The 22,608-nt window shown below is 51.7% G+C and carries 24 protein-coding genes and 1 tRNA gene; 12 read left to right on the top strand and 13 right to left on the bottom strand.

What is annotated here, in order from left to right:
- The first annotated feature begins 155 nt into the window (after nt 1–155).
- Nucleotides 156–419, top strand: coding sequence for a DUF2642 domain-containing protein (locus tag FRY98_RS10285; protein WP_225039879.1), 264 nt, complete (start codon nt 156–158; stop codon nt 417–419).
- A 232-nt stretch (nt 420–651) separates the two neighbouring features.
- A complete protein-coding gene (locus FRY98_RS10280) occupies nt 652–1,191 on the top strand; it encodes a DoxX family protein (protein WP_148451657.1) in 540 nt (179 codons plus the stop codon).
- Nucleotides 1,192–1,247: 56 nt separating this feature from the next.
- Here FRY98_RS10280 and FRY98_RS10275 read toward each other — a convergent pair whose 3' ends face one another.
- Nucleotides 1,248–1,946 (bottom strand): PIG-L deacetylase family protein, encoded by a 699-nt coding sequence (locus FRY98_RS10275; RefSeq protein ID WP_148451656.1) that lies wholly within the window; start codon nt 1,944–1,946, stop codon nt 1,248–1,250.
- Between the two features lie 118 nt (nt 1,947–2,064).
- Between FRY98_RS10275 and trhO the strand changes: the two genes are divergently transcribed.
- Both trhO and FRY98_RS10265 read left to right on the top strand, forming a co-directional pair.
- Nucleotides 2,065–2,961 carry an oxygen-dependent tRNA uridine(34) hydroxylase TrhO gene (gene trhO / locus FRY98_RS10270; protein WP_148451655.1) on the top strand — a complete coding sequence of 299 codons (897 nt, stop codon included), beginning with the start codon at nt 2,065–2,067 and terminating at the stop codon, nt 2,959–2,961.
- A gap of 31 nt (nt 2,962–2,992) precedes the next feature.
- Complete coding sequence (locus tag FRY98_RS10265; protein ID WP_148452664.1) at nt 2,993–3,619, top strand: helix-turn-helix transcriptional regulator; 627 nt, start codon at nt 2,993–2,995, stop codon at nt 3,617–3,619.
- A 92-nt stretch (nt 3,620–3,711) separates the two neighbouring features.
- On the opposite strand, the gene FRY98_RS10260 is transcribed toward FRY98_RS10265, so the two are convergent.
- Nucleotides 3,712–3,966, bottom strand: a complete 255-nt coding sequence (locus FRY98_RS10260) for a YuzB family protein (protein WP_211373279.1) — start codon at nt 3,964–3,966, stop codon at nt 3,712–3,714.
- Between the two features lie 190 nt (nt 3,967–4,156).
- Between FRY98_RS10260 and FRY98_RS10255 the strand changes: the two genes are divergently transcribed.
- The gene (locus FRY98_RS10255) at nt 4,157–4,774 is read left to right on the top strand and encodes a superoxide dismutase (RefSeq protein ID WP_148451654.1); all 618 of its coding nucleotides are present in this window, start codon (nt 4,157–4,159) and stop codon (nt 4,772–4,774) included.
- Between the two features lie 112 nt (nt 4,775–4,886).
- Here FRY98_RS10255 and FRY98_RS10250 read toward each other — a convergent pair whose 3' ends face one another.
- The gene (locus FRY98_RS10250; protein ID WP_148451653.1) at nt 4,887–5,915 is read right to left on the bottom strand and encodes a substrate-binding domain-containing protein; all 1,029 of its coding nucleotides are present in this window, start codon (nt 5,913–5,915) and stop codon (nt 4,887–4,889) included.
- A gap of 112 nt (nt 5,916–6,027) precedes the next feature.
- On the opposite strand from FRY98_RS10250, the gene FRY98_RS10245 reads away from it, so the two are divergent.
- Nucleotides 6,028–6,954: an ROK family protein gene (locus FRY98_RS10245; RefSeq protein WP_148451652.1), complete on the top strand. Its 927-nt coding sequence runs from the start codon at nt 6,028–6,030 to the stop codon at nt 6,952–6,954.
- A gap of 26 nt (nt 6,955–6,980) precedes the next feature.
- Nucleotides 6,981–7,925, top strand: a complete 945-nt coding sequence (manA, locus tag FRY98_RS10240) for a mannose-6-phosphate isomerase, class I (RefSeq protein WP_148451651.1) — start codon at nt 6,981–6,983, stop codon at nt 7,923–7,925.
- Between the two features lie 110 nt (nt 7,926–8,035).
- Here manA and FRY98_RS10235 read toward each other — a convergent pair whose 3' ends face one another.
- The 7 genes from FRY98_RS10235 to FRY98_RS10205 all read right to left on the bottom strand — a co-directional run bounded on the left by FRY98_RS10235 (nt 8,036) and on the right by FRY98_RS10205 (nt 15,975).
- Nucleotides 8,036–8,554, bottom strand: a complete 519-nt coding sequence (locus FRY98_RS10235; protein ID WP_148451650.1) for a DinB family protein — start codon at nt 8,552–8,554, stop codon at nt 8,036–8,038.
- A gap of 39 nt (nt 8,555–8,593) precedes the next feature.
- Nucleotides 8,594–8,806, bottom strand: coding sequence for a DUF3006 domain-containing protein (locus tag FRY98_RS10230; RefSeq protein WP_225039880.1), 213 nt, complete (start codon nt 8,804–8,806; stop codon nt 8,594–8,596).
- A gap of 6 nt (nt 8,807–8,812) precedes the next feature.
- The gene (locus tag FRY98_RS10225) at nt 8,813–9,670 is read right to left on the bottom strand and encodes a ComEC/Rec2 family competence protein (RefSeq protein ID WP_249043382.1); all 858 of its coding nucleotides are present in this window, start codon (nt 9,668–9,670) and stop codon (nt 8,813–8,815) included.
- Nucleotides 9,671–9,860: 190 nt separating this feature from the next.
- Nucleotides 9,861–12,077 (bottom strand): Ig-like domain-containing protein, encoded by a 2,217-nt coding sequence (locus tag FRY98_RS10220; protein WP_148451647.1) that lies wholly within the window; start codon nt 12,075–12,077, stop codon nt 9,861–9,863.
- A 374-nt stretch (nt 12,078–12,451) separates the two neighbouring features.
- Nucleotides 12,452–13,315: a carbohydrate ABC transporter permease gene (locus FRY98_RS10215; protein ID WP_225039882.1), complete on the bottom strand. Its 864-nt coding sequence runs from the start codon at nt 13,313–13,315 to the stop codon at nt 12,452–12,454.
- 32 nt (nt 13,316–13,347) lie between these two features.
- A complete protein-coding gene (locus tag FRY98_RS10210) occupies nt 13,348–14,238 on the bottom strand; it encodes an ABC transporter permease (protein WP_148451646.1) in 891 nt (296 codons plus the stop codon).
- Nucleotides 14,239–14,259: 21 nt separating this feature from the next.
- On the bottom strand, nt 14,260–15,975 hold the full coding sequence (locus FRY98_RS10205; RefSeq protein WP_148451645.1) for an extracellular solute-binding protein: 1,716 nt from the start codon (nt 15,973–15,975) through the stop codon (nt 14,260–14,262).
- Between the two features lie 226 nt (nt 15,976–16,201).
- On the opposite strand from FRY98_RS10205, the gene FRY98_RS10200 reads away from it, so the two are divergent.
- The 3 genes from FRY98_RS10200 (at nt 16,202) to FRY98_RS10190 (ending at nt 19,635) form a co-directional block, all read left to right on the top strand.
- The gene (locus FRY98_RS10200) at nt 16,202–17,722 is read left to right on the top strand and encodes a response regulator (protein WP_170287073.1); all 1,521 of its coding nucleotides are present in this window, start codon (nt 16,202–16,204) and stop codon (nt 17,720–17,722) included.
- 24 nt (nt 17,723–17,746) lie between these two features.
- Nucleotides 17,747–19,435 (top strand): sensor histidine kinase, encoded by a 1,689-nt coding sequence (locus tag FRY98_RS10195; RefSeq protein ID WP_148451643.1) that lies wholly within the window; start codon nt 17,747–17,749, stop codon nt 19,433–19,435.
- Between the two features lie 114 nt (nt 19,436–19,549).
- A tRNA-Leu gene (locus FRY98_RS10190) sits at nt 19,550–19,635 on the top strand.
- Nucleotides 19,636–19,737: 102 nt separating this feature from the next.
- Here FRY98_RS10190 and FRY98_RS28920 read toward each other — a convergent pair.
- Nucleotides 19,738–20,031, bottom strand: coding sequence for a WGxxGxxG family protein (locus FRY98_RS28920; RefSeq protein WP_148451642.1), 294 nt, complete (start codon nt 20,029–20,031; stop codon nt 19,738–19,740).
- Between the two features lie 155 nt (nt 20,032–20,186).
- Between FRY98_RS28920 and FRY98_RS10180 the strand changes: the two genes are divergently transcribed.
- Together FRY98_RS10180 and FRY98_RS10175 are read left to right on the top strand one after the other, a co-directional pair.
- On the top strand, nt 20,187–21,038 hold the full coding sequence (locus tag FRY98_RS10180) for a manganese catalase (RefSeq protein ID WP_148451641.1): 852 nt from the start codon (nt 20,187–20,189) through the stop codon (nt 21,036–21,038).
- Between the two features lie 130 nt (nt 21,039–21,168).
- Complete coding sequence (locus tag FRY98_RS10175; protein ID WP_148451640.1) at nt 21,169–22,023, top strand: manganese catalase family protein; 855 nt, start codon at nt 21,169–21,171, stop codon at nt 22,021–22,023.
- Between the two features lie 63 nt (nt 22,024–22,086).
- Here FRY98_RS10175 and FRY98_RS10170 read toward each other — a convergent pair whose 3' ends face one another.
- Both FRY98_RS10170 and FRY98_RS10165 read right to left on the bottom strand, forming a co-directional pair.
- Nucleotides 22,087–22,389 carry a spore coat protein gene (locus FRY98_RS10170; protein ID WP_211373278.1) on the bottom strand — a complete coding sequence of 101 codons (303 nt, stop codon included), beginning with the start codon at nt 22,387–22,389 and terminating at the stop codon, nt 22,087–22,089.
- A 14-nt stretch (nt 22,390–22,403) separates the two neighbouring features.
- Entirely contained in the window at nt 22,404–22,598 is a 195-nt protein-coding gene (locus tag FRY98_RS10165; protein WP_148451639.1) for a hypothetical protein, read from the bottom strand.
- Nucleotides 22,599–22,608: the final 10 nt, after the last annotated feature.

Genomic DNA, 22,608 nt, shown 5'->3' with positions numbered 1-22,608 from the left:
TCTCATAGTAACTTGGAAAAATAATCTGGTGTACACAATGGTCTGGCGTGCTTCCGCATCTGAATAAGCGTCCAGGCCCGCATTTTTAGGCATTAGCCCAATCCATTTATAGGCATCTGCGTATAATGCCGTATAAATATTTGGGAGGTAATTTTTTGAATAATTATCCAATGATGTATCACATGCCCCACAATCCACATATGCAACACATGCCTCACACTGTCGTGGTCAATCCTGTAGATCATTGTGTTGTTGACGCTTTAATATGTCTCATCGGAAAAATTGTTATCCTGGAAACCACACGCGGTAGACTCGATGGACGTGTCGTTGAAGTCAAACAAGACCACGTCGTCCTTGAAGAAAGACACAAGAAATTTTTAGTCCGTATCGCCGAAATCGTTTGGATAATGCCGGAATAATTCATGAATCAAAGGAGCTGTGCGTACAGCTCTTTTTTCTTTCGATTCAGCTACAGCCTACGTCTCCCTGCTTAGATCCTGGCCGCCTGGAACGATAGATAAAAATTAAATTATAAAAATTTAAATAAATGTGATTTAAATCACATATCATGTGAAATAAATCACTTATACTTAAGACATCAAAGATGATCATCCAAAAAACAAAAACACAAATCCTAAAGGAGTGGTTCATATGTTTAACAATTTCCTCAGAACGAACAAAGTTGCGATGTGGTTCCTCACCGTGATCCGTGTTTACCTTGGCTATCAATGGATGACGGCCGGCTGGCACAAAATTACGGGCGGTTTCGACGCCGCCGGCTTCCTGAACGGCGCAATCGCCAACAGCGCCGGCGATCACCCCGCCGTTCAAGGCTGGTGGGCCGCTTTCCTGGAAAACTTCGCCCTGCCGAATGTCGACCTGTTCAACTTCCTGGTTCCTTACGGTGAATTTCTCGTCGGTCTCGGTCTGATCCTCGGTACCTTCACTACTTTCGCCGCTTTGATGGGGCTGGTCATGAACGCGGCCTTCCTCTTCTCGGGAACCGTAAGCACGAACGCGCAAATGCTGCTGCTTGAAGTGCTGGTCATCGTAGCCGCCGCCAACGCCGGCAAGATCGGCCTTGACCGTTTCGTCCTCCCTTACCTTCGCGGCTTGTTCCGTAAGACGGACGAAACCGAACCCGCGGCACCGGCACCCAAGCATCCGACAAAAATGAAACATACGGCATAACATAGAGTGTATCGCAAAGACGCCGGGGGAACATCCCCGGCGTCTTTGCGCAATATTTAAAGCAGGTCATTCCAGACGGAACGCTCTGTTTTTGGCGGAAAATGAACGCCCCGTTCCCAAGCCAGTTCAAACGCCTCAAAGCGGTGATGGGGCGGCACTTCGGGCCCCAGATCGCCGAATACCCGCTCGATACTGAGTATCTGCGATTCGTGCGCCTGCAAAGCGAGGCGCTTCGCCTCCCAGTAACCTCCCGCCTCCAGCTTGACTACGCTGGAGCTTTCGGATTGATAGTTCCCCAGTTGATTATAATACAGCTTTTGTACCGTCGGGGTCCGCCGGGAGAAAACAACCGCATTAACGGCATGATGGATTACAATGTGGTCCTTATGCCCGGAAATGCCGTCCGCCGGAAACGTGACGACCACCTCGGCGTTGTGGTGAGCGATAAATTCCGCGATCTGTTTCTGTAATTCTTCCGCTGGAACATCCTTAAGCTTCCCGTCTCCCAAGCCAAGCTGCCGTACCTCCGCAATTCCCAGAATCCGGGCGGCCTGCTCGAGTTCCCGTTCCCTTCTCGCCGCCAGCTCCTGAGGCGTCATGCTTCCCAATCGTCCCGTTTTCCCGGCATCGCCCCGCGTCGCCGTGAGCAGTACGACCCGGTGCCCTTCGTCGACAGTCTGACGGATCAGATAAGAAGAACTAAAGGTTTCGTCATCGGGATGCGCGTAAATAAATGCGATCGTTTTGTGTTTCATCGTGACTCCTCCAAACCCAAATGTGTAATCTTTACTATACTTACTATACTTTAATATTGACTAAGTACATAAAATTCACTACAATTCAGTAGAATCTAATATAGACAGGTGATCTAACATGAGTCAACAACATGCTTACCGCATTTTGCTGTTTTATAAATTTACAAACATCGCCTCCCCCGAGACATTTACGGCGGAGCACTTGCAATACTGTAAAGATCTTGGGCTGAAAGGCCGCATTCTTATCGCCGCCGAGGGAATTAACGGCACGGTATCGGGAACCGTGGAGCAAACGGATCGCTATATGGCCGACTTGCGGGCGATGCCCGAGTTTAAAGATATCGTCTTCAAAATCGATGAAGCCGACGGTCATGCCTTTAAGAAGATGTTCGTCCGTCACAAGCAGGAGCTGGTCACCTTCCGTTACGAGCAGGAACTCGATCCCAACACGTTGAGCGGTAAACGCTTGTCGCCGGTGGAGTTTTACGAGCAACTCCAGCGCGACGACGTGATCGTCATCGACGGCCGCAACGATTACGAGTACGATATCGGCCACTTCCGCGGCGCCATTCGCCCAGAAGTCGAGTCGTTCCGGGAGTTTCCCGAATGGATCCGCGAGAACTTGGGCGAACACAAGGATAAAAAGGTGCTGACATACTGCACCGGCGGGATCCGCTGCGAGAAGCTGACCGGCTTTTTGCTGAAAGAAGGATTTCAGGATGTGGCTCAGTTGGAAGGCGGTATCGTGACCTACGGCAAGGACCCGGAAGTCCAAGGCAAACTGTTCGACGGCAAATGCTATGTCTTTGACGAACGGATTTCCGTTCCGATCAACCGGACCGAAGAAGACGTCGTGATCGCCCATTGTCATCATTGCGGCGTGTCCCATGACCGCTACATCAATTGTCCCGTGTGCAACCTGCAATATGTTTGCTGCGAAGATTGCGAAGAGGAGCATCAGGGCTTCTGCTCCGACGCCTGCATGGAATCGGTCCATGCCTTGAAGCAGGCCTGATCTCACGTCCCGGAGGAGTCCTCACATGAATTTGAATCAACCCAAAGAATCGTCGACACGCGAACGAATTTTGCAAATGATGAAAACATCCGGTCCTCTCAGCACCAAGGAAATTACGCTGGAGCTCGGCATCACGGAAATGGCGGTCCGCCGCCATCTGGGCACGATGGAGCGCGACGGGCTAATCGAGTCGAAGATGATCCGCCAAACGTTAGGCCGGCCGACTTCCGTTTACGGATTGACCGAATTGGCCGAAAACCTGTTCCCCAAAAAATACCATACGCTGACGCTGGATCTTTTGGGCGAATTGGAACAGGAGTACGGGGCGGAATCGATCGAGCGCCTATTCGAGCGCCGCAAAGATAAGCTGAACCGCCAGTATCAATCCGATATGCAAGGGAAGAATCTTGCCCAAAAGGTGCAGAGGCTTGCCGAGATTCAGAACGACAACGGGTATATGACCGAATGCGAGCAGCGCGGAGACGATCATTTCGTGCTTATGGAGCACAATTGTCCGATTTCGCAAATCGCGAACCGCTACAACCATGCCTGCGAATGCGAGCTGCGCTTGTTCGAATCGCTGTTGGACGCCCGGGTGGAAAGGACAGAATGTCTGGCCCAGGAAGGCCGGAAGTGCGTGTACGTCATCAAGCGCTAATATTCCATAAGCAGGCAAAATAAAATAATAACCTCCGGCAGCTTCAAAATGCTCGTCCGGAGGTTATTTATAATTAGGCCTAGTTCAGATCCTCAGATCCCATGGAACGCTTCCAGCTCTTGACGGATCGTTTCTTTGATCTGAGCGAGGCATTCCTCGGTCGTCTTGGCGAAGACCTTCTTCCCGTTGACCATCGCATAAGGTCTGATTTTACAAAGGCCGCATAAATTCAGGCAGTCCAGCCGGAGCACGGCGATTTCGGGAAATTCCTCTTCCAGCTGCTCCAGGTCCAGCGCGCTTAACAAATTGCTGTCGCACACTTCCACGACAACGATGCCCATACCCATGTTCCATTCACCCCAAACCTGAATTCTTCGTCATCCGATCCCTCATTATGATAAACGCCGACGGTTTTGTCAATGTAGGACCTTCATTTAATATACTTAATATACATTTAAGTTGACTAAGGGGGATGGGATAATTATAATAAATAGTGTTCAAAATAGTATTACATAATTTAAGGAGAGGATGATAAAAATGGCACATCAATTACCAGCACTTCCTTATGCCAACAACGCTTTGGAACCGCATATCGATGAGCAAACGATGATGATCCACCATGACCGTCACCATAATACTTACGTTACGAACCTGAACGCAGCTCTGGAGTCCGCGCCTGAACTGGCTTCGAAATCCGTTGAAGAACTGATTTCCGACCTGGACAGCGTACCTGAAAGCATCCGTACCGCGGTTCGCAACAACGGCGGCGGACATGCGAACCATTCCCTCTTCTGGGAGACGATCGGACCGAACGGCGGCGGCCAACCTTCCGGCAAACTGGCGGACGCGATCAACAGCGAACTCGGCGGTTTTGACAAATTCAAAGAGGACTTCAGCAAAGCGGCTACGACTCGTTTCGGCAGCGGCTGGGCGTTCCTCGCGGTAGACGCAAACGGCAAATTGTCCGTTTACAGCTTGCCGAACCAAGACTCCCCGCTGATGGAAGGCAAAACGCCGATCCTTGGTTTGGACGTATGGGAGCATGCTTACTACCTGAAATATCAAAACAAACGTCCGGATTACATCGCGGCCTTCTTCAACGTCATCAACTGGGCCGAAGTTGAGAAACGTTACGAAGCAGCCGTCAGCAAGTAATACGAACGGTACTTAGTAAAAACGGCTGGACCCGCTTACTCGGCGGTCCGGCCGTTTTTTTATCCGCTTTTATCCGCTTTTATCCGCTTTTATCCGCTTGACGACTTGCGGCTTACATCTCGACAGTACGAACCGAATCGCGCAGAACCAGCGTAGCCGGAATCTCCACACGCACAGCCTCCCGGACGCCTCCCGGCAGGGACAGCAGAACCGCGGCGGCGGCATCGCACATTTTTTCTTTTTCCACGCGCATCGTCGTCAGTTTGGGACCCAGTTCCTCCGCATCGTCGAGATCGTCAAACCCCACGATGGATACGTCGGCAGGAATCTTCAATCCCCGTTCTCGCAGCTGCTTGGCCAACAAGTAAGCAATCCGGTCGTTTCCGCAAAAAAACGCGCTCGGCCACAGCTCCAGGTTCCGCAAAAACCGGTCGATTTCCTCCTCCGTACAATCAAAGCTCTCCGACGTCGTCAAAATAAACCGGTCCTCGATCCGCAGACTGTGATCCTGCATCGTTTTCCAATAGCCGTACCATCTCTCTTCGTGACTGGTCGTCAGGTTCGTCGGTCCGATGAAGCCGATATCCTTATGCCCCGCCCGGATCAGAACGGAGACCGCCTCGGCCGCTCCGGCAATATTGGCGGAACACACCACGGGACATGGAAGTTCGCGGTGGTAGGAATCCAGCATGACGAGCGGCGCGTCAAGCTCCCAAACCAGCCTGGCGTAGGCTTTGTCCACAATGCCGAAAAGAATGATGCCTTGATAAGCGATGTCCGTACAATGCTGCGGCAGTTGAAGCCGTGATTCCATCTCCCGGCCGATCGGGGCGATGACGGCGTTCATCCCCTTGCTCCGGATACTCTTCTCCAAGCCCCATATCAAGTCATGGAAAAACCGGAAATGATCGTTGTCCTGGTAGCTCATGATCCTCTCCGGCACCAACACAAGGATGTTCTTGCTATCCGGTGCCTTCTGCGCAAACGGGCCATAGCCCAGCTCTTTCGCCGCCTGCAGCACTTTGCCGCGCATCTCGTCACTAACGCCCTTTTTGTTCATTAAGGCGAGGGAAACCGCATTTTTGGAAATCTGCAGCCGATTCGCGATATCCTGCATAGACACCTTCTTTTTACGTCCCATGTCCTTTTCATTCCCTCCGAAACATGCTAAACTAAGCCTAAATATACTTTACATATTTTTATTTTGTCAAGTTTGTCAAGTTACGATTAACGGTATAATGGAGGTATGACACTTGAAATATGCTGTTGGCATAGACATCGGCGGGACCAAAACAGCGATCGGCCTCGTCGACGCCGGAGGAGCCGTTCTGCTGAAGCACTCGCTCCCCACGGACCATACGGTCTCCCCGGCGGAAATGGTCGACCGGATCGCCTCGGCGATTCGTGAACTGACCGCGAAAGCCGGGATCGATCTTGCGGCCGATGTGCTGGGGATCGGCATCGGGGCGCCCGGCCCTTTGAACACGCGGCTCGGCCAAATCGTAGAGCCGCCGAACATGCCGGGCTGGTGGGGCTTCCCCGTCGTGGAGTCGTTCCGGCGTCATTTTCCCGCCCTGGACATCGCCTTTGAGAACGACGCGACGGCCGCCGCCCTGGCGGAAAAATGGCAGGGTGCCGCCAAACAGGCCGATCATTTCGTATTTATTACGATCAGTACCGGCATCGGCGCCGGGATTTACAGCCACGGCAGGCTGCTCACCGGAGCAACCGGAAACGCGGGAGACGTCGGGCATTTCGTCATCGATCCGGCGGCCGGGACTTGCGTATGCGGTCAGCGGGGCTGTTGGGAGCATATCGCCTCCGGCACCGCCGTCGCCCGGCAAGCCAGCGAGTTGCTCGGCCGCCCCGTCACCTCGAAAGAGGCCTTCGATCTCGCCGCCTCGGGGACGGAACCCCGGATAACGGCATGGATCGATCAAGTGTTCCGCTATATCGGTATCGGCTGCGTCACCTTGATCAATACGCTCGATCCCGAGCTGCTCGTGATCGGCGGCGGCGTCTCCCAGGTGGGAGCCCCGCTGTTCGACGCCGTGAAAGCCTACGTTGCAAGGCATGCGCTGAATCCGTCGGGCCGGCAAACCCCGGTCGTTCCCGCCGCCTTGCACCAGGATGCCGGCCTGATCGGCGCGGCCGCACTTGTACATGTAGCATATAAGTAGAAATTTCCTGAGGAGGACCCATGAACATGAACCAACCTATTTTTTTGGAACCCGTATTTCAAGAGCGCATTTGGGGAGGAACCAAGCTTAAGCAATTGTTCGGTTATGAAATTCCGAGCGATCGTACCGGCGAATGCTGGGCGGTATCCGCGCACCCCAACGGTCAAAGCGTCGTCAAAAACGGACCTTACCAAGGAATGAAACTGGGGGATCTTTGGAGCAAGCATACCGAGCTCTTCCGCTCCGGCTCTCCGGTGTTCCCGCTGCTCACCAAAATTCTTGACGCCTCCGACGATCTGTCCGTTCAAGTACATCCGGATGACGCCTATGCCGGCGAACATGAAAACGACGAGTTGGGGAAGACCGAATGCTGGTATATCGTCGATGCCGAGCCGGGCTCCGTCATTATTTACGGCCATGAAGCGAAGAGCCGGGAACAATTGGTGCAAATGATCGAGGATGGTCGTTGGGACGACCTGTTGACGCGGGTACCCGTGAAACGCGGCGATTTCTTCTATGTCCCGAGCGGAACGATCCACGCCCTCGGCAAAGGCATCGTCGTTCTTGAAACCCAGCAAAGCTCCGATACAACGTACCGGGTCTATGATTACGACCGCAAGGACAAGGACGGCAACCTCCGGGAACTGCATCTGGAGAAAGCGATCGACGTCACCACCATTCCGCAAGCCTATGAACCGGTCTCGTACAGCAGCAAGGAAGAGGCCGGCATGACGGTAACCAGTTTTGTATCCAATTCCTTCTTCACCGTCGAAAAATGGGAGGTTTCGGGTCAAGCCCAACGGTCCGCTCGCGAAAAATATACCATCTGCAGCGTCATCGACGGAAACGGCCTGCTGCGGACGCCGGATCAAACCTATCCCCTTGCCAAAGGTGATCATTTTATCCTCCCGGCGGAGTTTGGCCCGTTCGAACTCGAAGGAAAGATGACCTTCATCATTTCGCACGAATAGGACGAAATCCGCATACGACAAAAGCGCGAATGACCGAGGATTTGTTGAAATCCCGGCATTCGCGCTTTTTTTGGCCCAAACTGAACTATTGATTTGCGTGTAAGACAGATTTACACCTTCAGATACCGCTCTTTCACAATATTCAGGTGATGAATCGCATGGCCCGCGATAATGTAAGCAAGAGCCCGGGCCGATCCCGGATGGTCGCTGAATACGCCGCGGCGTTCCCAAGCTGCGTCATCGAGTTGGCGCATCAGCGATACCGTGGCGATTCGCACGGCGGCGAAGTCTTGCAGCAGTTCATTCACGGACCGAGCGTTTGCATGGGAATGGCTCACGAACAGAGATTCGTCGAAACCTGGCAATGGCGTCGTGTCCCCCCGTGAAATCCGGAGCAGGCGATAACTCATCACCCGTTCCGTATCCGCCACATGACCCAAAACCTCCTTCAAACTCCATTTCCCCTCGGCATACCGGTAAACGGCTTGCTCCTCCGTAATCTGACCTAGCAGGGCAATCACCTCGTCCACTTGTTTCTCCAACAGGAGCAACAAGTCTCCTTCCGGCACCAACTCAACATAAGGCGAGAAATATTCGGCAAACTCCCCGGCCTGCGGCTTTTTCAACATGAACACACTCTCCTCCCTTTTATCCTCGGAATCCATCACTCAATCTTCCCAAACTTCATTCATCAGTTCCCGAATTTTCCGGGTACGCTCTTCCGTTAGATCCCGGTCCTTCCTCCAACGTCCCCCGTCCCATAGGACGACATCCCCGGCCCGTACGTCCGGATCCATGAGTTCCCGAGGCACCGTCTCCACATTCCCGTTGATCTCCAGAAGACAAATCCCTTCCTCAAACCCTTCCACGATTCCGGTCAATATTACTCACCTCTCCGTGGTGATCCGGATTTCCCGGCCGTCCGATACGACCTCGATCGTCCCCTGCCGGTCATTCCGGTACACCTGCACATTTTGTTTCTTCAGGCGGTCGAGAATTTCCTGTTTGGGGTGACCATAGCTGTTTTCCCCTACCTGGATAACGGCATATTTCGGGGATACTTTCCGCAAAAAAGAAAGCGATGTCGACGAAGTGGAGCCATGATGACCGACGAGCAGTACATCGGCTTGCACATCCGCGCCCGAGGCGAGCATCGCCTTCTCGCTTTCGCGTTCGGCATCCCCCGTCAGCAAGAACGAAGTCTCGCCGAATGCCACTTTTATTACCGCGCTCATGTTGTTGCTGTCGTCGCTTTGTTCCACCGGAGCGACGAGACGGACATCCACCTGCTCGTCCCAGTCCAGCTTCAGGCCGGATTTAGCGGTTTTGACTTTAAGCCCCCGATCGCGAATCGATTGAAGCAGCGACTCGAAGGTTTTCGTATTGGCTTGAATTTTCGGCATATAGACGGCCCCGACCTCATAATGATCGATGACGGCATCCAACCCGCCGATATGATCCGCATCCGGATGCGTCCCCACCACGATATCGATGCGTTCAACGCCGTATTCCCGCAAGTAATCCACCATCCGCTGTTCCTCGCTGTTGTTCCCGGCGTCGATCAGCATCGTCCGCCCCGAAGGACTGATCAGCAGCTGCGACGCGCCTTGGCCGACGTCCAGAAAAATAACCCGCAGTTGTCCGTCCGCCTTCGTTCCCGCGGGCAGCGGGGAAGCGGCATCCCCTTGAGCGGGTTCCACGCCTAACTGGATACCGCAGCCGGAGATAAGGAAGCAGAGCAGCAACCACAATGCTCCTACTTTTGAAACTCTTTGTAATCGGTGTCTGTTCATCGCTGATCGATTCCTCTTCTTCATTTAATATAGCACAAGGCGGGCCCGATCTCCCAGAACCAAGCAAAAAAGCAGCTTGCCTTCAAACCTTGAAGGCAAGCTGCCGGCAATCGTCTTGGTGTATCGTTATAAGTTAAGAGTGCTATTTGACCGAAACCCGGATTGAAACGGTTTTTCCGCCGTAAACGCCTTTAATCGTAGCGCTGCCCTTGGCCACGGCTTCAATTCTACCCGCCGTCACTTTCGCCACAGAAGGCTTGGAGCTGGTCCAAGTGGCGCTGCCGGTTACCGTCGGGTTGCTTCCGTTATCGTACTCTGCTGTCACCACTACCGTTTTGGCGGAACCCGGAGCGAGCTTCAGACTCTTCTCGTCCACCGTCAGTTTCAGCAGCTTCGGAATTACGCTAACCTTCACGCTAACGTTATGACCTTGATAAGAGCCTTTCAAAGTAGCGGTGCCCTCGGCAATCGCTTTAACGGAAGTTGTGGTAATCGTGGCCACATTCGTGTTGTCCGATTCCCAGCCCATTTTGCTGGACAGGTTTACCGTCTTGCCGTTTTGGTAAAATCCGGTCACTTTAATGGATTTGGTTTTCTTGACGTTAAGCTGAACGTTTACCGGATCCACCACGACCTTAACGATCTTCGGCTCAATGGTAACCGGGATGCTGATCGTTTTGTTCGAATACGTTCCTTTGAGGGTCGCGCTTCCCTTAGTCAGACCCTTGATCGTTTTGCCTGCCGATCCCGATTTGATCACGGCGTTCGAACCCGTCAAGCTCCATTCGATGGAGTCGGTAAGTGCAGCTTCCTCCCCATCTTCCCATACCGCGCTTAATTGCGGCAGCGGGGTTTCTTCGCCCATCACGACGCTAAGCTTTTCCACGTCCGTGACCAATGCGAGCACTTTTTCCTTCACGTTCAAAGTAACCGTGACGGATGCGCTGCGAATCGGAGAAGCGGAGCTGTCATCGAGCTTAGGAAGCTCGGCTCTTAGCGTGGCGGTTCCTTTGCCTTTGGCGACCACTTTACCGTCTTCGATTTTCGCGACATCTTCGTTGCTCGAAGTCCAGTTCAATTCTTGGCTGATGTCCATTTCTTCTTCATCCAGCTTAAGCCCGGTTACTTTAGGCAGGCTGGCGGACTCGCCTTTAAACAGCTCAAGCTCGGTTTTTGCCGCCGTCAATTTCGTTAATGTCGGATAAATCTTTACTTTCAATGTTTTGTTGATGCCAAGATGACTTACCTTAATGGACGAGCCGCCTTGAGCTTTGGCGGTAATCGTTCCACCGGACACGGTGGCGTTCATCAAATCGGAAGACGTCCAAGTCGCCTTGGAAGTTATATCCTCCGTCGCATTCGCGCTGCTTCTCATCTCCGCCTTCGCTTGCAGCCGTTCGCCGATAAACAGGATTTGATCTGCGGACGGCGTCAGCTTGATCGCTTCGAAAGGCGTACGCACATATACGTTGGCCTGCGCCTTCATGCCGAGATATTGCGCCGTTATGGTCGTTTTGCCGACGGAAACGACTTTCAACTTGCCGCCGTCCACCGTCGCAACCGACGTATCCGAAGACGTCCAGGTGACCTTATCCGTCACATCGGACTTGGATTGATCGCTCGATATGGTTGTTTCTGCTTTCAACGCGATCTCGCTGTCCCCGACAACCATCTCGATATCGTCTGCCGACAAGGTTTGACCATCAGCTATGTAGCTCAGCTTTAGATCGGAGAACAAGGATCCTACCTCGGCTTTGAAATCGGCCGTAAGCCCGTTGTATTTCGCCGTGACGGTTGCCTTACCTTCTCCGACCAGCGTGATCTTCCCTTTCTCCACCGTCAGCACCTGACTGTTGGAAGAAGACCAATCGGCTTCCTGAGTAACATCCTTGGTCGCCCCCGCGGACCCTTCGATTTGAGCGAGAGCTTTAACGGCTAAATCGGCCGTGTCGCCAAGTTTGAATTTGCCTTGGTTCGGGTACTCCAGCGTCAATTCTTTGTAAGAATCCTTCGCTTTCACTTCAATTGAAGAAGTCGCGGAATTATAGTCGGCACGAATCGTAACCGTACCCGATTTCAACGCCGTAAGGAAACCGTTGGTTACTTTGATTGTTCCGCTGTCGCTGGAGGTCCAGGTTACGGCATTCGTCAGATCCCGTTTTACGGAAGAACCTTCCACCGTTCCCCATACCTTCAACTGCTTCGTCTTGCCCACGGTCAACTCGACCGTCGTTCCCGAACCTTCGATGTCGATCGAGACAACATCGCCGCTGGCCGCGATTGCGCTGTTCGGAAACACCGTCGCAAAGAGCAGCGTCAGCATCAGGAACCAACCCGTAAATTTCCTGTTTGCAGTCATTCGTTTCTCTCCTTTGATTGCATCTTGCACTGGATCTTTCTATCCAGGCCTACGCGTTTTATATCGGATAATAGGATAAATTTAGTAACCCTTTTCCCATAAAACGCGACCTTTGTCCTATTCAGAAATAATTCCCCTCGTCCATGCGACGGGCTACAGTTTCGGTCGGGACGCCAATTTTCTTAGGAAAATCAGTCCTCCCATCAGACCGCCTCCGAACATCCTCCCTTCCAAATTACGACAAACTTCACATTCCTTCATCATTTTACCATTCTCCTCATGATCTGTCCGCACAAAAACAAAAAAATCGCAAGCATGGCGAATGGGCCAGCTTGCGATTTCATATAAGTGTCAACCCCCCGTCAGATTTAGATTTACTCTTTAAGAGAACCTACTATAATGCCTGTCACGAAGTATTTTTGCATAAACGGGTAAATTAAGAGCAGCGGCAATGTCGAGACCACGATTTTGGCCGCATTTAAAGTTCTGTTGGAAATTTTCGCGTATTCAATCAGCTTTTGCGGATCGGTTATATTTTGCGCTTCTACGCTGAGCTGCTGGATATACGTTTGCAACGGATAGTTTGACGTTTTATTGATATACACCAGGGCGCCGAAGTAATCATTCCAATGCCCGACAATCGTGAACAGCGTGACGGTAGCGATGGTAGGCAGTACCACGGGCACGTAAATGGTGGACAGAATTCTCCACTGCGAAGCCCCGTCGATCGTTGCGGCTTCCTCCAAAGATGAGGGGACCGCCCGGAAGGCGTTCATCAGCAGAATGACATTCCCGACCGCCACGGCCCCCGGCAGAATCAGCGACCAGATGGTATCCAGAAGGTAAAGCCCTTTGACTACCATAAAAGTTGGAATTAACCCCCCGGAGAACAGCATGGCGACAATCACAATATTCATGTACACCTTCTGGGCCCGAAATTGTCTTGAACTTTTGGATAGCGGATACGCGGCCAGAATCATCAGGCTCATGTTTACGATCAGACCGAGAACAACCCGCTCTACCGAAATCATGAAAGAGCGCCAAAACTGGCTGTCCGACAATAGCTTCTCATAGGAACTGAACGTAGGCTGAACCGGAAAAATACTGACGAGGTTGGCGGAAACCGCCGCATTCTCACTGAACGAAATGGCTACAAGGTTCAGCAAAGGGATCAGGCAGGACAAAGTTAACGTTAACAACACAATCCAGATCAGGATGTCCGAAAGTCGACTTTTCAAGGAATGCCCGTAAATGGAGCTCACCTCCCGGTTTAGAAAATTCGGTAGTCCGTAAGTTTTTGAGCCAGTTTATTGGCGGACAGAATGAGCACGATGCCGACAACGGAGCGCAAAAGTCCGATCGCAGTACCCAAGCTGTATTGTCTCTCCACCAAGCCTACCCGGTATACATAGGTGTCGATGATGTCGGAAGTTTCGTAAACCAGGGGATTATAGAGATTGAAAATCTGGTCGAACCCGGCATTGAGCACGTTTGGCAAATTTAAAGTCGTAACCAGCAATATGGTAGGCATCAAACCGGGCAAGGTCACATGCCACAATTGCTGAAACCGATGGGCTCCATCGATGGAGGACGCCTCATAAAGTCCCGGATCAATCGCCGTCAACGAGGCCAGATAGATGATAGACCCGTATCCAAACCCTTTCCACACATCGGTCAGCACCAGCATCGGCCTAAACCAGTGATTGCTGGCCATAAACAAAACCGGATCCAGTCCGAACCAGCCCAATACGGCGTTAACCGGCCCTTCATACGAAAAGATGTTCATCACGACGGTGGCCAATACGGCCCAGGAGAGAAAATTAGGCAAGTAAACCACGGTCTGCATAAACTTCTTGGCGAACCGCACCCGGATTTCATTTAGCAATAAGGCGAATACAATTGAAACCAGTGTGCCCACAACAATTTTCCATACAGCGATGATGATGGTATTGTTCAAGATCTGCTTGCTGTCGGGTATTTGAAACATGAACTTGAAATTATCGAGCCCCACCCAAGGCGAACCGCCGATCCCTTTAGCCGGGATGTAATTCTGGAAAGCCATGACGATACCGAACATCGGAAGGAAAGAGAATATCAGCAGGAATACCATACTCGGTGCGAGCATCAGGTGAAATGCCGTTTGGTCTTTTTTGTTCTTCATCAACAATCATCTCTTTCAGCATCATTTGGAGGCGAGCGCTTCGTTGACTTCTTGGGTAATCGTGTCCCCGCCGGTTTTTGCCCAACTGCTTACAAAACTATCGAATGCGTCAGGGGTTTGCTCACCTGTAATGATCTTCAGGTACATTTCAAGCTCCATCTTCGTAAGTGTCGGCCACTTCAAGGCCATGGACGGGGTTGTTCCGAAAAAGACCGGGTTGATCTCCTTCACCTTTGAATTTTTGACCAGGTTGGCCGTGAGGATGCTCGAAGTATAGCCGGCCCAGGCAATCGGGTCCGGTTTCTCTCCGTTTTTCACACTGTCCAGATACTTTTTGTAGGAGCGAAAGGCGTTCTGATCAAGGTTGCTTACTAATTCGCTGCTGTCCCCCGTCTTGAGCGCTTCCTCAAAAATTCCGACATTCCGGTAAAACGCATCATAGTAGTCGATGTTCATGGCTAGCGGTGAGCCTCCGATATTGTTGCTGCTGTAGTCCTCGAACTCCTTCAAAACAGCGGGGTCCTTCTCCAGATAACGCTGATAATCGAACTGAAGGCTGGCCATCTTCACGGCAGCTTCGGGATGCTTGAACCCCTTCCGAACCACGAGGTAACTGCTCGAAGGATTGCCGGTAAACATCGTAACCGAGCCATCTTCCGACTGGGGAGCCACATAGGAAACCCAATTCGCATCCGGGTTCAGTTTAAGCGTGTCGGCCACCGTCCAGCTTCCCCACCAGTTATCCAGGAACGAACCGCTTTTTCCGCTCGTTAGCAGCGCTTTTCGGTCGTCGGATGTCCGTACGGCAAATTGCCGATCAATCAAACCCCTTTTGTATAGCTCCGCCACTTTGGCCAGGGCCGGTTTCATTTCGGGCTGTACGGAACCGTATACTGCCTTGCCGCTGTCATCCTTGATCCATTGTTTCGGGTAGGCGCCATACAGGGCAAAAATATTGTTCAATTCATAGGGCCCCCCGGAGATGCCGGCGACATTCTCGTTATCGACCACCAGACCGACCGTCTTTCCGGCTCCATTGCCGCCGGGGTCCTTCTCGATAAACTGGGTAAGAATATGCTCGACATCCTCCATCGTTTTGGGTTCGGAGAGACCCAATTTATCCATCCAGTCTTTGCGCAGCCACAGCACGCCCGGACCGTGTGAAATTTCGGTAGTCGGCAGGGCCATGATTTTGCCGTCAAACTTGGCGCTCTCCAGCACGCGGCCTCCATAGGAGTCGTAGATCTCCTTGATCCGGTCGCTGGCACAGTTGTTATAGGCGTCCGTCAAATCCTCAATCAAGTCGTTCTCATACAGCTGCTGCAAGGTGGCCTGATCGGGCACCACCATAATGTCAGGAATCGTTCCTCCGGCAATGGCCATCGAGACCTTTTGCACGTAATCCGTCCCGTCATTCGCTTCAAAAGCAACCTCATTCTGCACGTTGAGTTTCTTCTTAAAATATCTCGTCCACACATTGTCGGTCGCAGTGTCCTTCTCATAGACGGTCCCCGCAAGCGACGTATAGCTGGTTGCTGTCTGCCCAACTGTGTAAACGACAGTTTCGGGATAGGGCTCATACGGTGTCGTCATGGCTTTCTTCCATGCCGGATCATTCAAGTTGGCCGCGGATTCCTCGGCCGTACCGGCGGAATTGGGGCTTTGACAGGCGGCGAGGGAAACAGATAAAAGCGTTGTCAACAAAATGGAAACGGACTGCTTGAATTTAGGTTTCATTACCTAATACCCCCTTCAATTCAAAGAACAACATCCATGTTATCTTGCATGCCCTTATTGTAGAACTCCCGTCACAACACCGTAAACGCAAATAAATTGTGTTTTATGCAAATATATAACTCACTTTAGGCAACTTGCCGAATTGCCGCATAAAGTCGATGCAAATCATGTTACAATCAAAATGAAATTCTGCGTGTGGAATCATGCGCCGGAAAGGACGGACGAAATGTTAAGCATCTTGGTGGTAGATGACCAGCGTGAAGAACGGGAAGGCATCGAATTTCTCATTCATGAATTGGGTCTTCCCCTCCAGGTCGAGACAGCGGAAAACGGACGAGCGGCGCTCGCCTATTTGGAGAAAAAGCCGGTGGATATCCTCTTTACTGACGTGAGAATGCCGCTAATGGACGGACTGCAACTGACCAAACAGGCCTTAAGCCTGCAAAAGGGATTGAAAGTTATTCTGTTCAGCGGATTCGCCGAATTTGAGTATGCGAAAACAGCCATCTCCCTTGGCGTTTCCGAGTATCTCCTCAAGCCGATTCATGTGGAAGCATTTCAAAGTTCTTTGCAAAAAGTAATTGACGAGCTAACGCACCAAGCCCAGCTTCAGATCACTTCGCAAATCAAGCAAAGCTATGTCAAGAAACATGTGCTGTTTAATCTGGTTAACGGCTTGGGAATGCCCTCCTCCATGAAGGGAGTTGCGCTCGATTTGCCCGATCATTATCAGGGAGCGATCTTAATGGAATTCGAGAAGAACTTCTTCGAAGATGCCGAGCCGGATTTCGAGCAATTTATCCTGACTTTATTAGAGGGGAGTAGCGATTACTTAAATTTGAATGATTGTCAAAGTTTGCTGCTGTTTTCCCGGCTCCCCTCCCGATCCTTCAATTCCTTGCTGGAATTGGGCATACATATCCGAAACAGCGTACAGAAGAAATATAAAGTGAACTGCTATCTCGCTATTCATGACGAAGTCATCCATTTATCGGAGTTGTCGGCCTGTTTGATTCAGTTAGACCAACTGATGGAGTACCGCTTCTTCTCGCCGGATTATTTCGTGTTTGATGCCAAGACTGATTTCTATGTTTCCGATGATCGGCTGCCCGAACTCTCGGATCATGATTTATTGAACCAAATCCGCCGGGATTTGACGGACAGGGATTTTTTTGGTGTCAGAGCCAACACGGAATTACTTTACCAAAAATATGCGAAACAGCTCCAACTCTCGAAGTTGTATGTCAAGTACATGTTTAGCTCACTGTATCAGGACATTATGACTTCTTCCGCGCCTATCCCCGAAACGGAGTTAAGCCGGGAAATCGAAAAACTGTACAAGGCCGACGAGTTAAAGGAGATCAAAGAGATCCTATTCGAGGCCATTGCACGTCTTGAACAACAATACAGCTGTTCGGAATTTTTACATCGAGATATTGCCTTTGTAAAGCAATACATCGAGGAGCACTATGGTGAGGATTTGAGTCTGGAACTTCTTGCGGCAAGGGTTCATCTGTCTCCCCATTATTTAAGTTCGATGTTCAAGAAACATACGGGATACGGATTAAACAAGTATATAAAACACGTGCGGATGAAGATAGCGAAAGATTTGCTGCTGCAGTCCCATCTAAAAGTATCAGACATCTGCTATCAAGTGGGATTCCAAAACGTCTCTTACTTTTGCCAAAATTTCAGGGATTTTTTCGGGCAAACCCCCGAGAGATTCCGTCAGGCGAATCGTAGATGATGTTAGGCCGGGGAGAGGAATAATATGCGGATATGGCGCGCTCTAAAACGAAGAATCGGCGATTTCCGGTTTCAAACCAAAATCATGCTCTCTTTTTTACTGGTAAGTATGATTCCCGTCATCGTGCTCGGAAGTTTCTGTTTCGCCGCAACCAGGTCACTCTTAGTACAGCAATCCAAAGCCGATCTGAACGCCTCCTTAACGCAAAGTGTGCTGGCCGTGAACAATCAATTGGATGTTTACAATAAATTAATGAACTTTTTAAGTTTTAATCAAGAGATTATAAATTCAGCCAACAATACTTATACCAGTGAATACGAAATGTATTATCAGCTGACCCATGTCATCGATCAAAACTTCTATACCGCCCGTTACTTGAATCCCGGAGTAGAGCAAATCAAGCTGTATACAGGGAGCAATTTGCCCCAACACGGAAACACCGTCATTCCGATTGAGGAAATCAGCCGGACACCCTGGTACCCGAAGGTGATAAAATCAGTGGATGTTCTCTGGTTTGCCCGGGAGAACAACCTGTACTGCGCCCGCAGAATCCTCAGTACGAAACATAGAACTCCCAAAAACAACATTCTGTTTGCCCGGGTTAACTACGATCAGCTATTTAAAAATTTCGAACCCCTTCAAGCCCATGGCGCCGAAATTATCGTAACGGACTCCAGCGGAAACACCGTTTATTCCTCAAAAGGAGCGAATCCGAACAATCCGGTCAGCATGGCGTTGCCTCGGAATGAAGGGGACTACACCGTGTTGTCTTCCGCTGTCCCGCTTGCGGGATGGAATGTCTATTTATATAAGTCGACCCGTCTGATTACAAAGTCCGCATGGTGGATTGCCTTGATTGTTCTGTTCATGATTACGGCCTGTATCGCGGCCGTTGTTGTGGCGGGCACGCTCTTTTCCCGTAGGATTATGTTGCCGATCCACCGTCTGCACAAAAGCATGAAGCTGATCGGCGAAGGCAATTTGGACATTAAAGTCTTCTCCAGCGAATCCAAAGATGAGATTGGCGATTTGATCCGCGGATTTGGGGATATGGTAGATAACACCAAGGCCCTGATCAATACCGTGTATGTAGGGGAAATCGCTCGCAAGGAAGCCGAGATGAAGGCTCTACAGGCGCAGATCAACCCTCATTTCCTTTACAACTCCCTCTCGATCATCAATTGGAGGGCATTGCGGATCCACGCGACGGATATTAGTGAGATGGCACAGCTCTTATCGACTTTTTATCGGACTACCCTTAATAAAGGACAGAATCTGATCACGGTTTCGGACGAAATACGGAATGTGCAATCTTATATTGATATTCAGTTGATCATGCACAGCCACAATTTCAAAGTGGACTACCGGATTGAGGAGTCCCTGCTTTTTTGCCGTATGCCCAATTTGATGCTCCAGCCCTTAGTCGAAAATGCCATCATACACGGTATCGAAAATCGTGGAGACGGTGGCGGAACGCTCTCTCTCTCGGTGAGTAAAGAAGAACAGAGCATTGTATTTCAGGTGACTGACAACGGCATTGGAGTGGAGTCCGAACGGCTGGTTTATTTACTTCAATCCCCATCCAAAGGTTACGGACTTAAAAATGTCCATGATCGGGCGGTTCTCATGTATGGCGAACCATACGGACTGACCATCCATAGCGTGGTCGGCGAAGGAACGCAGGTTACCTTGAGAATTCCGTATGCAACATAGCGCAGAAATTTAAGCGGAGCACAGGGGCGGTCCCAATACGAATAAAAAAAGGGGTTGAATCTCCAGGCAAAGGCGTATATAATCATATCTACGGGATTTTTCCCACATTTCCCTGCCGGGGTGGCGGAATTGGCAGACGCACAGGACTTAAAATCCTGCGGTAGGTGACTACCGTACCGGTTCGAGCCCGGTCCTCGGCATAATTGAATGACGAAGAGCTCCTCTTAAATGAGGTGCTCTTTTTTTGTGCAAGCAAAAAAAGGCCTCCGAGGAGACCTTTTCTGCCGGCTGCTCCAAACGGATTAGCGGCGGTCGGTTTCTTTTCTGCGCATGCCGGCCAAGCCGAGCAGGCCGAGAAGACCGAGCCAGCCCCAATCCACGCCGTCGTTACGATTGGCGGCATTGGCGCGAACATTATTCGTCGTGTAATGGCCTCTCGTCGAATAATTGCCCGTCGTATTGTCGGTCATGTTGCCCCCGCCGGTTCCGGTCGTACCGCCCGCGCCGCTGCCTGTCGTGCCGTAAGCCGAAGCGGGCAAAGCGAGCGCGCTGGAGATCAACGCCGTTACGAGCAAGGTTTTCAAGCTCTTTTTCAAAAGGATGCACCTCCTGGATTGTAGTAGCTACGTTTCGTAAGCTTCCCGGAAAGGGGTCCCTTTATGCAAAACGAGGAGGAACTGATTGAAAACCGTTGGCCCGGGTAATGATTTCTGGAATCGTCAGGAACATCCAAGAATCAGGGAGGTATTTTATGTTTTTTCACATTAAAGAACTCCAATTCAAGGCCAAGCCCGAAAGACCCGATCCGGCCTATGCCCGCAAGCTGCAAGAGGTGCTCGGGGGGCAGTTCGGCGAAATGTCGGTGATGATGCAGTACTTGTTTCAAGGCTTCAACTGCCGGGCCGACCGGAAATATCGGGACATGCTGCTGGATATCGGCACCGAGGAAATCGGTCATGTCGAGATGCTGTGCACGATGATCGCCCAGCTGTTGGATGGGGCGCCTGCCGATCAGTTGGAAGAAGCCGCCAAAGACCCGCTGATCGGGGCTGCACTCGGCGGCATGAACCCGCAGCACGTTATCGTTTCCGGGCTCGGCGCCACGCCGACGGACAGTAACGGCTTCCCGTGGAACAGCCGGTACATCGTCTCCAGCGGCAACCTCCTGGCGGATTTCCGCGCCAATCTGAACGCGGAATCGCAAGGACTTCTTCAGGTGGTTCGCTTGTATGAGCAAACGACGGATCCGGGCGTACGCGAGATGCTTTCCTTCATGATCGCGCGCGATATTATGCACCAGAATCAGTGGCTGGCGGCGATCGAGGAAATCGAGCAACTGGACGGTCCGATCGCTCCGGCTTCGTTCCCGCGGGAGCTGACCGTGGAAGAGGCCTCGCGCCAGTTCCTGAACTTCTCCGAGGGCGAAGAGAGCAGCATGGGACGGTGGGCGAGCGGCCCGCTGTACGACGGAACAGGAAACTTTGAGTACGTGGCCAAGCCGCAGGCGATGGGTCAGCAACCCGAGTTGGCCCCTCCGGCCCCGCATCAGCATTCTACGCCGGGAACACCTCCGTATTTGGTGAATAAAGGAAAGTCGCTGTAAAAGACTCCCCTGAATCCCCCGAACCGCTGACGGTTCGGGGGATTTTTTCGCATAACTCCTGCAGAAGGAGACAAACTAGGAAAGCTTTAGTTTCTCTATAGACCGTGCCAAATTTCACAGGAGGTGCCGCATGTATTTCTATAAAGAGGATTTGATCAACATGATCGTTCCGGACAAGCCGGACCCGGAGGCTGCCAAGGTCTTACAGGAGACGCTTGGCGGACGTTTCGGCGAGATGCGCACGATGATGCAGTTTTTCTTCCAAAGCAACAACTTCCGCGGGAATGCCACACCATTTCGTGATTTGATCCGCGGGGTGTTTTTGGAGGAGATCAGCCACGTTGAATTGGTTCAGCACACGATTAACCAACTGCTGACCGGCTCGGGCGAACCGATGCCCGGCAATGCCGGAGCCGATGGTGCGCCGCTGGATGAAGCGGTTAGGCATGCCAACCCCCACCATTTCATCATGGGGGCCCAAAGCTCGCTCCCGGTTGATGCCGCAGGCAACCCATGGAACGGGAACTATGTATACAGCCACGGGAACCTCATCAGCGATCTGCTGGACAACCTGGTGCTGGAGTCAACCGGCGTCCTGCAAAAATCCCGCATTTACGAGATGAGCTCCAACAAAACGTTCCGCGAAACGCTGGCTTTTCTAATCGTCCGCGACAACGCGCACCAAAACGCGTTTGCCAAGGCGCTGGAGACGCTCGGCGTCCATTGGGGGAAGCTGTTCCCCGTGCCGAACTATGACATCAACAAGTATCCGGAGTGCCGCAAATACGTCGATATGGGCTTCCATAACGCCCAGTTCAACTTTCGGCTCGATCCGACCCGAATCGGCGAAATTTTCAGCGGCCAGACGCCTAGCCGAAACGGCGGAACCCTGGAGGTCACGGCCCCGCCGGAAGGCTATCCGCTTCCAATCCTGCCTGAGCTGCCGAACGAACACAGCCCGGGCCTGCACGACCTGAATGCCTGATTTACGGAATAAACACCGCTCAAGCCGGGTAGCAATCGGTTTGAGCGGTGTTTTTTATGGATTTCAGCCCAGGCTCGGCACCTTCATGGCTGTTTCGATATTCTGCAGATCGAGCCGGATTTGCTCGCTGACATTCCAAGGATGGTACCAACCCCGTTCCATTACGTACAGAGAGATCTTTTCATGCAAATCGATGGCTTCCTCCAACTGCCTGCTCAGCATTTCCTTGATCTCCGGCGTTCCCGCTTCCGTCAGCGCCATCGCATAATTTCTGACCCCGCTCTTGGCCGAGATCAAGAGGTCCATGGCGATGATCTGATCCGTCATCGATTTCATCCCGGTGAAATATTCCAGCAAGATGTTCAATCCGTACCCCTCCTTTATTGTACGGCCCGCTTCAGGACCGCTTCCAGCTCCTCCAGCTGCCTGGCGGAAACGTCGGCATCTTCCTGGAGAATCCGCTTCAGTTCTTCGTCCGAAACCAGGCCTCGCATCGTTTTCGATTTGGTCATACATACCGTTTTGAAGGCGGCCAGCTCATGAACCTCCAGCGTTTCGTGCAGCGCATAACTCATCTTCGATTTT

The sequence above is a fragment of the Paenibacillus faecis genome (genome assembly GCF_008084145.1).
GTDB classification, from domain to species: Bacteria; Bacillota; Bacilli; order Paenibacillales; family Paenibacillaceae; genus Fontibacillus; species Fontibacillus faecis.
This window is presented reverse-complemented; position numbering and strand designations above follow the sequence as displayed.

Excerpts from the sequence above, each read along its gene's own strand:
- FRY98_RS10280 (WP_148451657.1), top strand. The coding sequence starts at position 652 with ATGTTTAACAATTTCCTCAGAACGAACAAAGTTGCGATGTGGTTCCTC.
- FRY98_RS10275 (WP_148451656.1), bottom strand. The coding sequence starts at position 1,946 with ATGAAACACAAAACGATCGCATTTATTTACGCGCATCCCGATGACGAA.
- trhO (WP_148451655.1), top strand. The coding sequence starts at position 2,065 with ATGAGTCAACAACATGCTTACCGCATTTTGCTGTTTTATAAATTTACA.
- FRY98_RS10260 (WP_211373279.1), bottom strand. The coding sequence starts at position 3,966 with ATGGGTATGGGCATCGTTGTCGTGGAAGTGTGCGACAGCAATTTGTTA.
- FRY98_RS10255 (WP_148451654.1), top strand. The coding sequence starts at position 4,157 with ATGGCACATCAATTACCAGCACTTCCTTATGCCAACAACGCTTTGGAA.
- FRY98_RS10250 (WP_148451653.1), bottom strand. The coding sequence starts at position 5,915 with ATGGGACGTAAAAAGAAGGTGTCTATGCAGGATATCGCGAATCGGCTG.
- manA (WP_148451651.1), top strand. The coding sequence starts at position 6,981 with ATGAACCAACCTATTTTTTTGGAACCCGTATTTCAAGAGCGCATTTGG.
- FRY98_RS10235 (WP_148451650.1), bottom strand. The coding sequence starts at position 8,554 with ATGTTGAAAAAGCCGCAGGCCGGGGAGTTTGCCGAATATTTCTCGCCT.
- FRY98_RS10220 (WP_148451647.1), bottom strand. The coding sequence starts at position 12,077 with ATGACTGCAAACAGGAAATTTACGGGTTGGTTCCTGATGCTGACGCTG.
- FRY98_RS10210 (WP_148451646.1), bottom strand. The coding sequence starts at position 14,238 with ATGAAGAACAAAAAAGACCAAACGGCATTTCACCTGATGCTCGCACCG.
- FRY98_RS10205 (WP_148451645.1), bottom strand. The coding sequence starts at position 15,975 with ATGAAACCTAAATTCAAGCAGTCCGTTTCCATTTTGTTGACAACGCTT.
- FRY98_RS10200 (WP_170287073.1), top strand. The coding sequence starts at position 16,202 with ATGTTAAGCATCTTGGTGGTAGATGACCAGCGTGAAGAACGGGAAGGC.
- FRY98_RS10195 (WP_148451643.1), top strand. The coding sequence starts at position 17,747 with ATGCGGATATGGCGCGCTCTAAAACGAAGAATCGGCGATTTCCGGTTT.
- FRY98_RS10180 (WP_148451641.1), top strand. The coding sequence starts at position 20,187 with ATGTTTTTTCACATTAAAGAACTCCAATTCAAGGCCAAGCCCGAAAGA.
- FRY98_RS10175 (WP_148451640.1), top strand. The coding sequence starts at position 21,169 with ATGTATTTCTATAAAGAGGATTTGATCAACATGATCGTTCCGGACAAG.
- FRY98_RS10165 (WP_148451639.1), bottom strand. The coding sequence starts at position 22,598 with ATGAGTTATGCGCTGCACGAAACGCTGGAGGTTCATGAGCTGGCCGCC.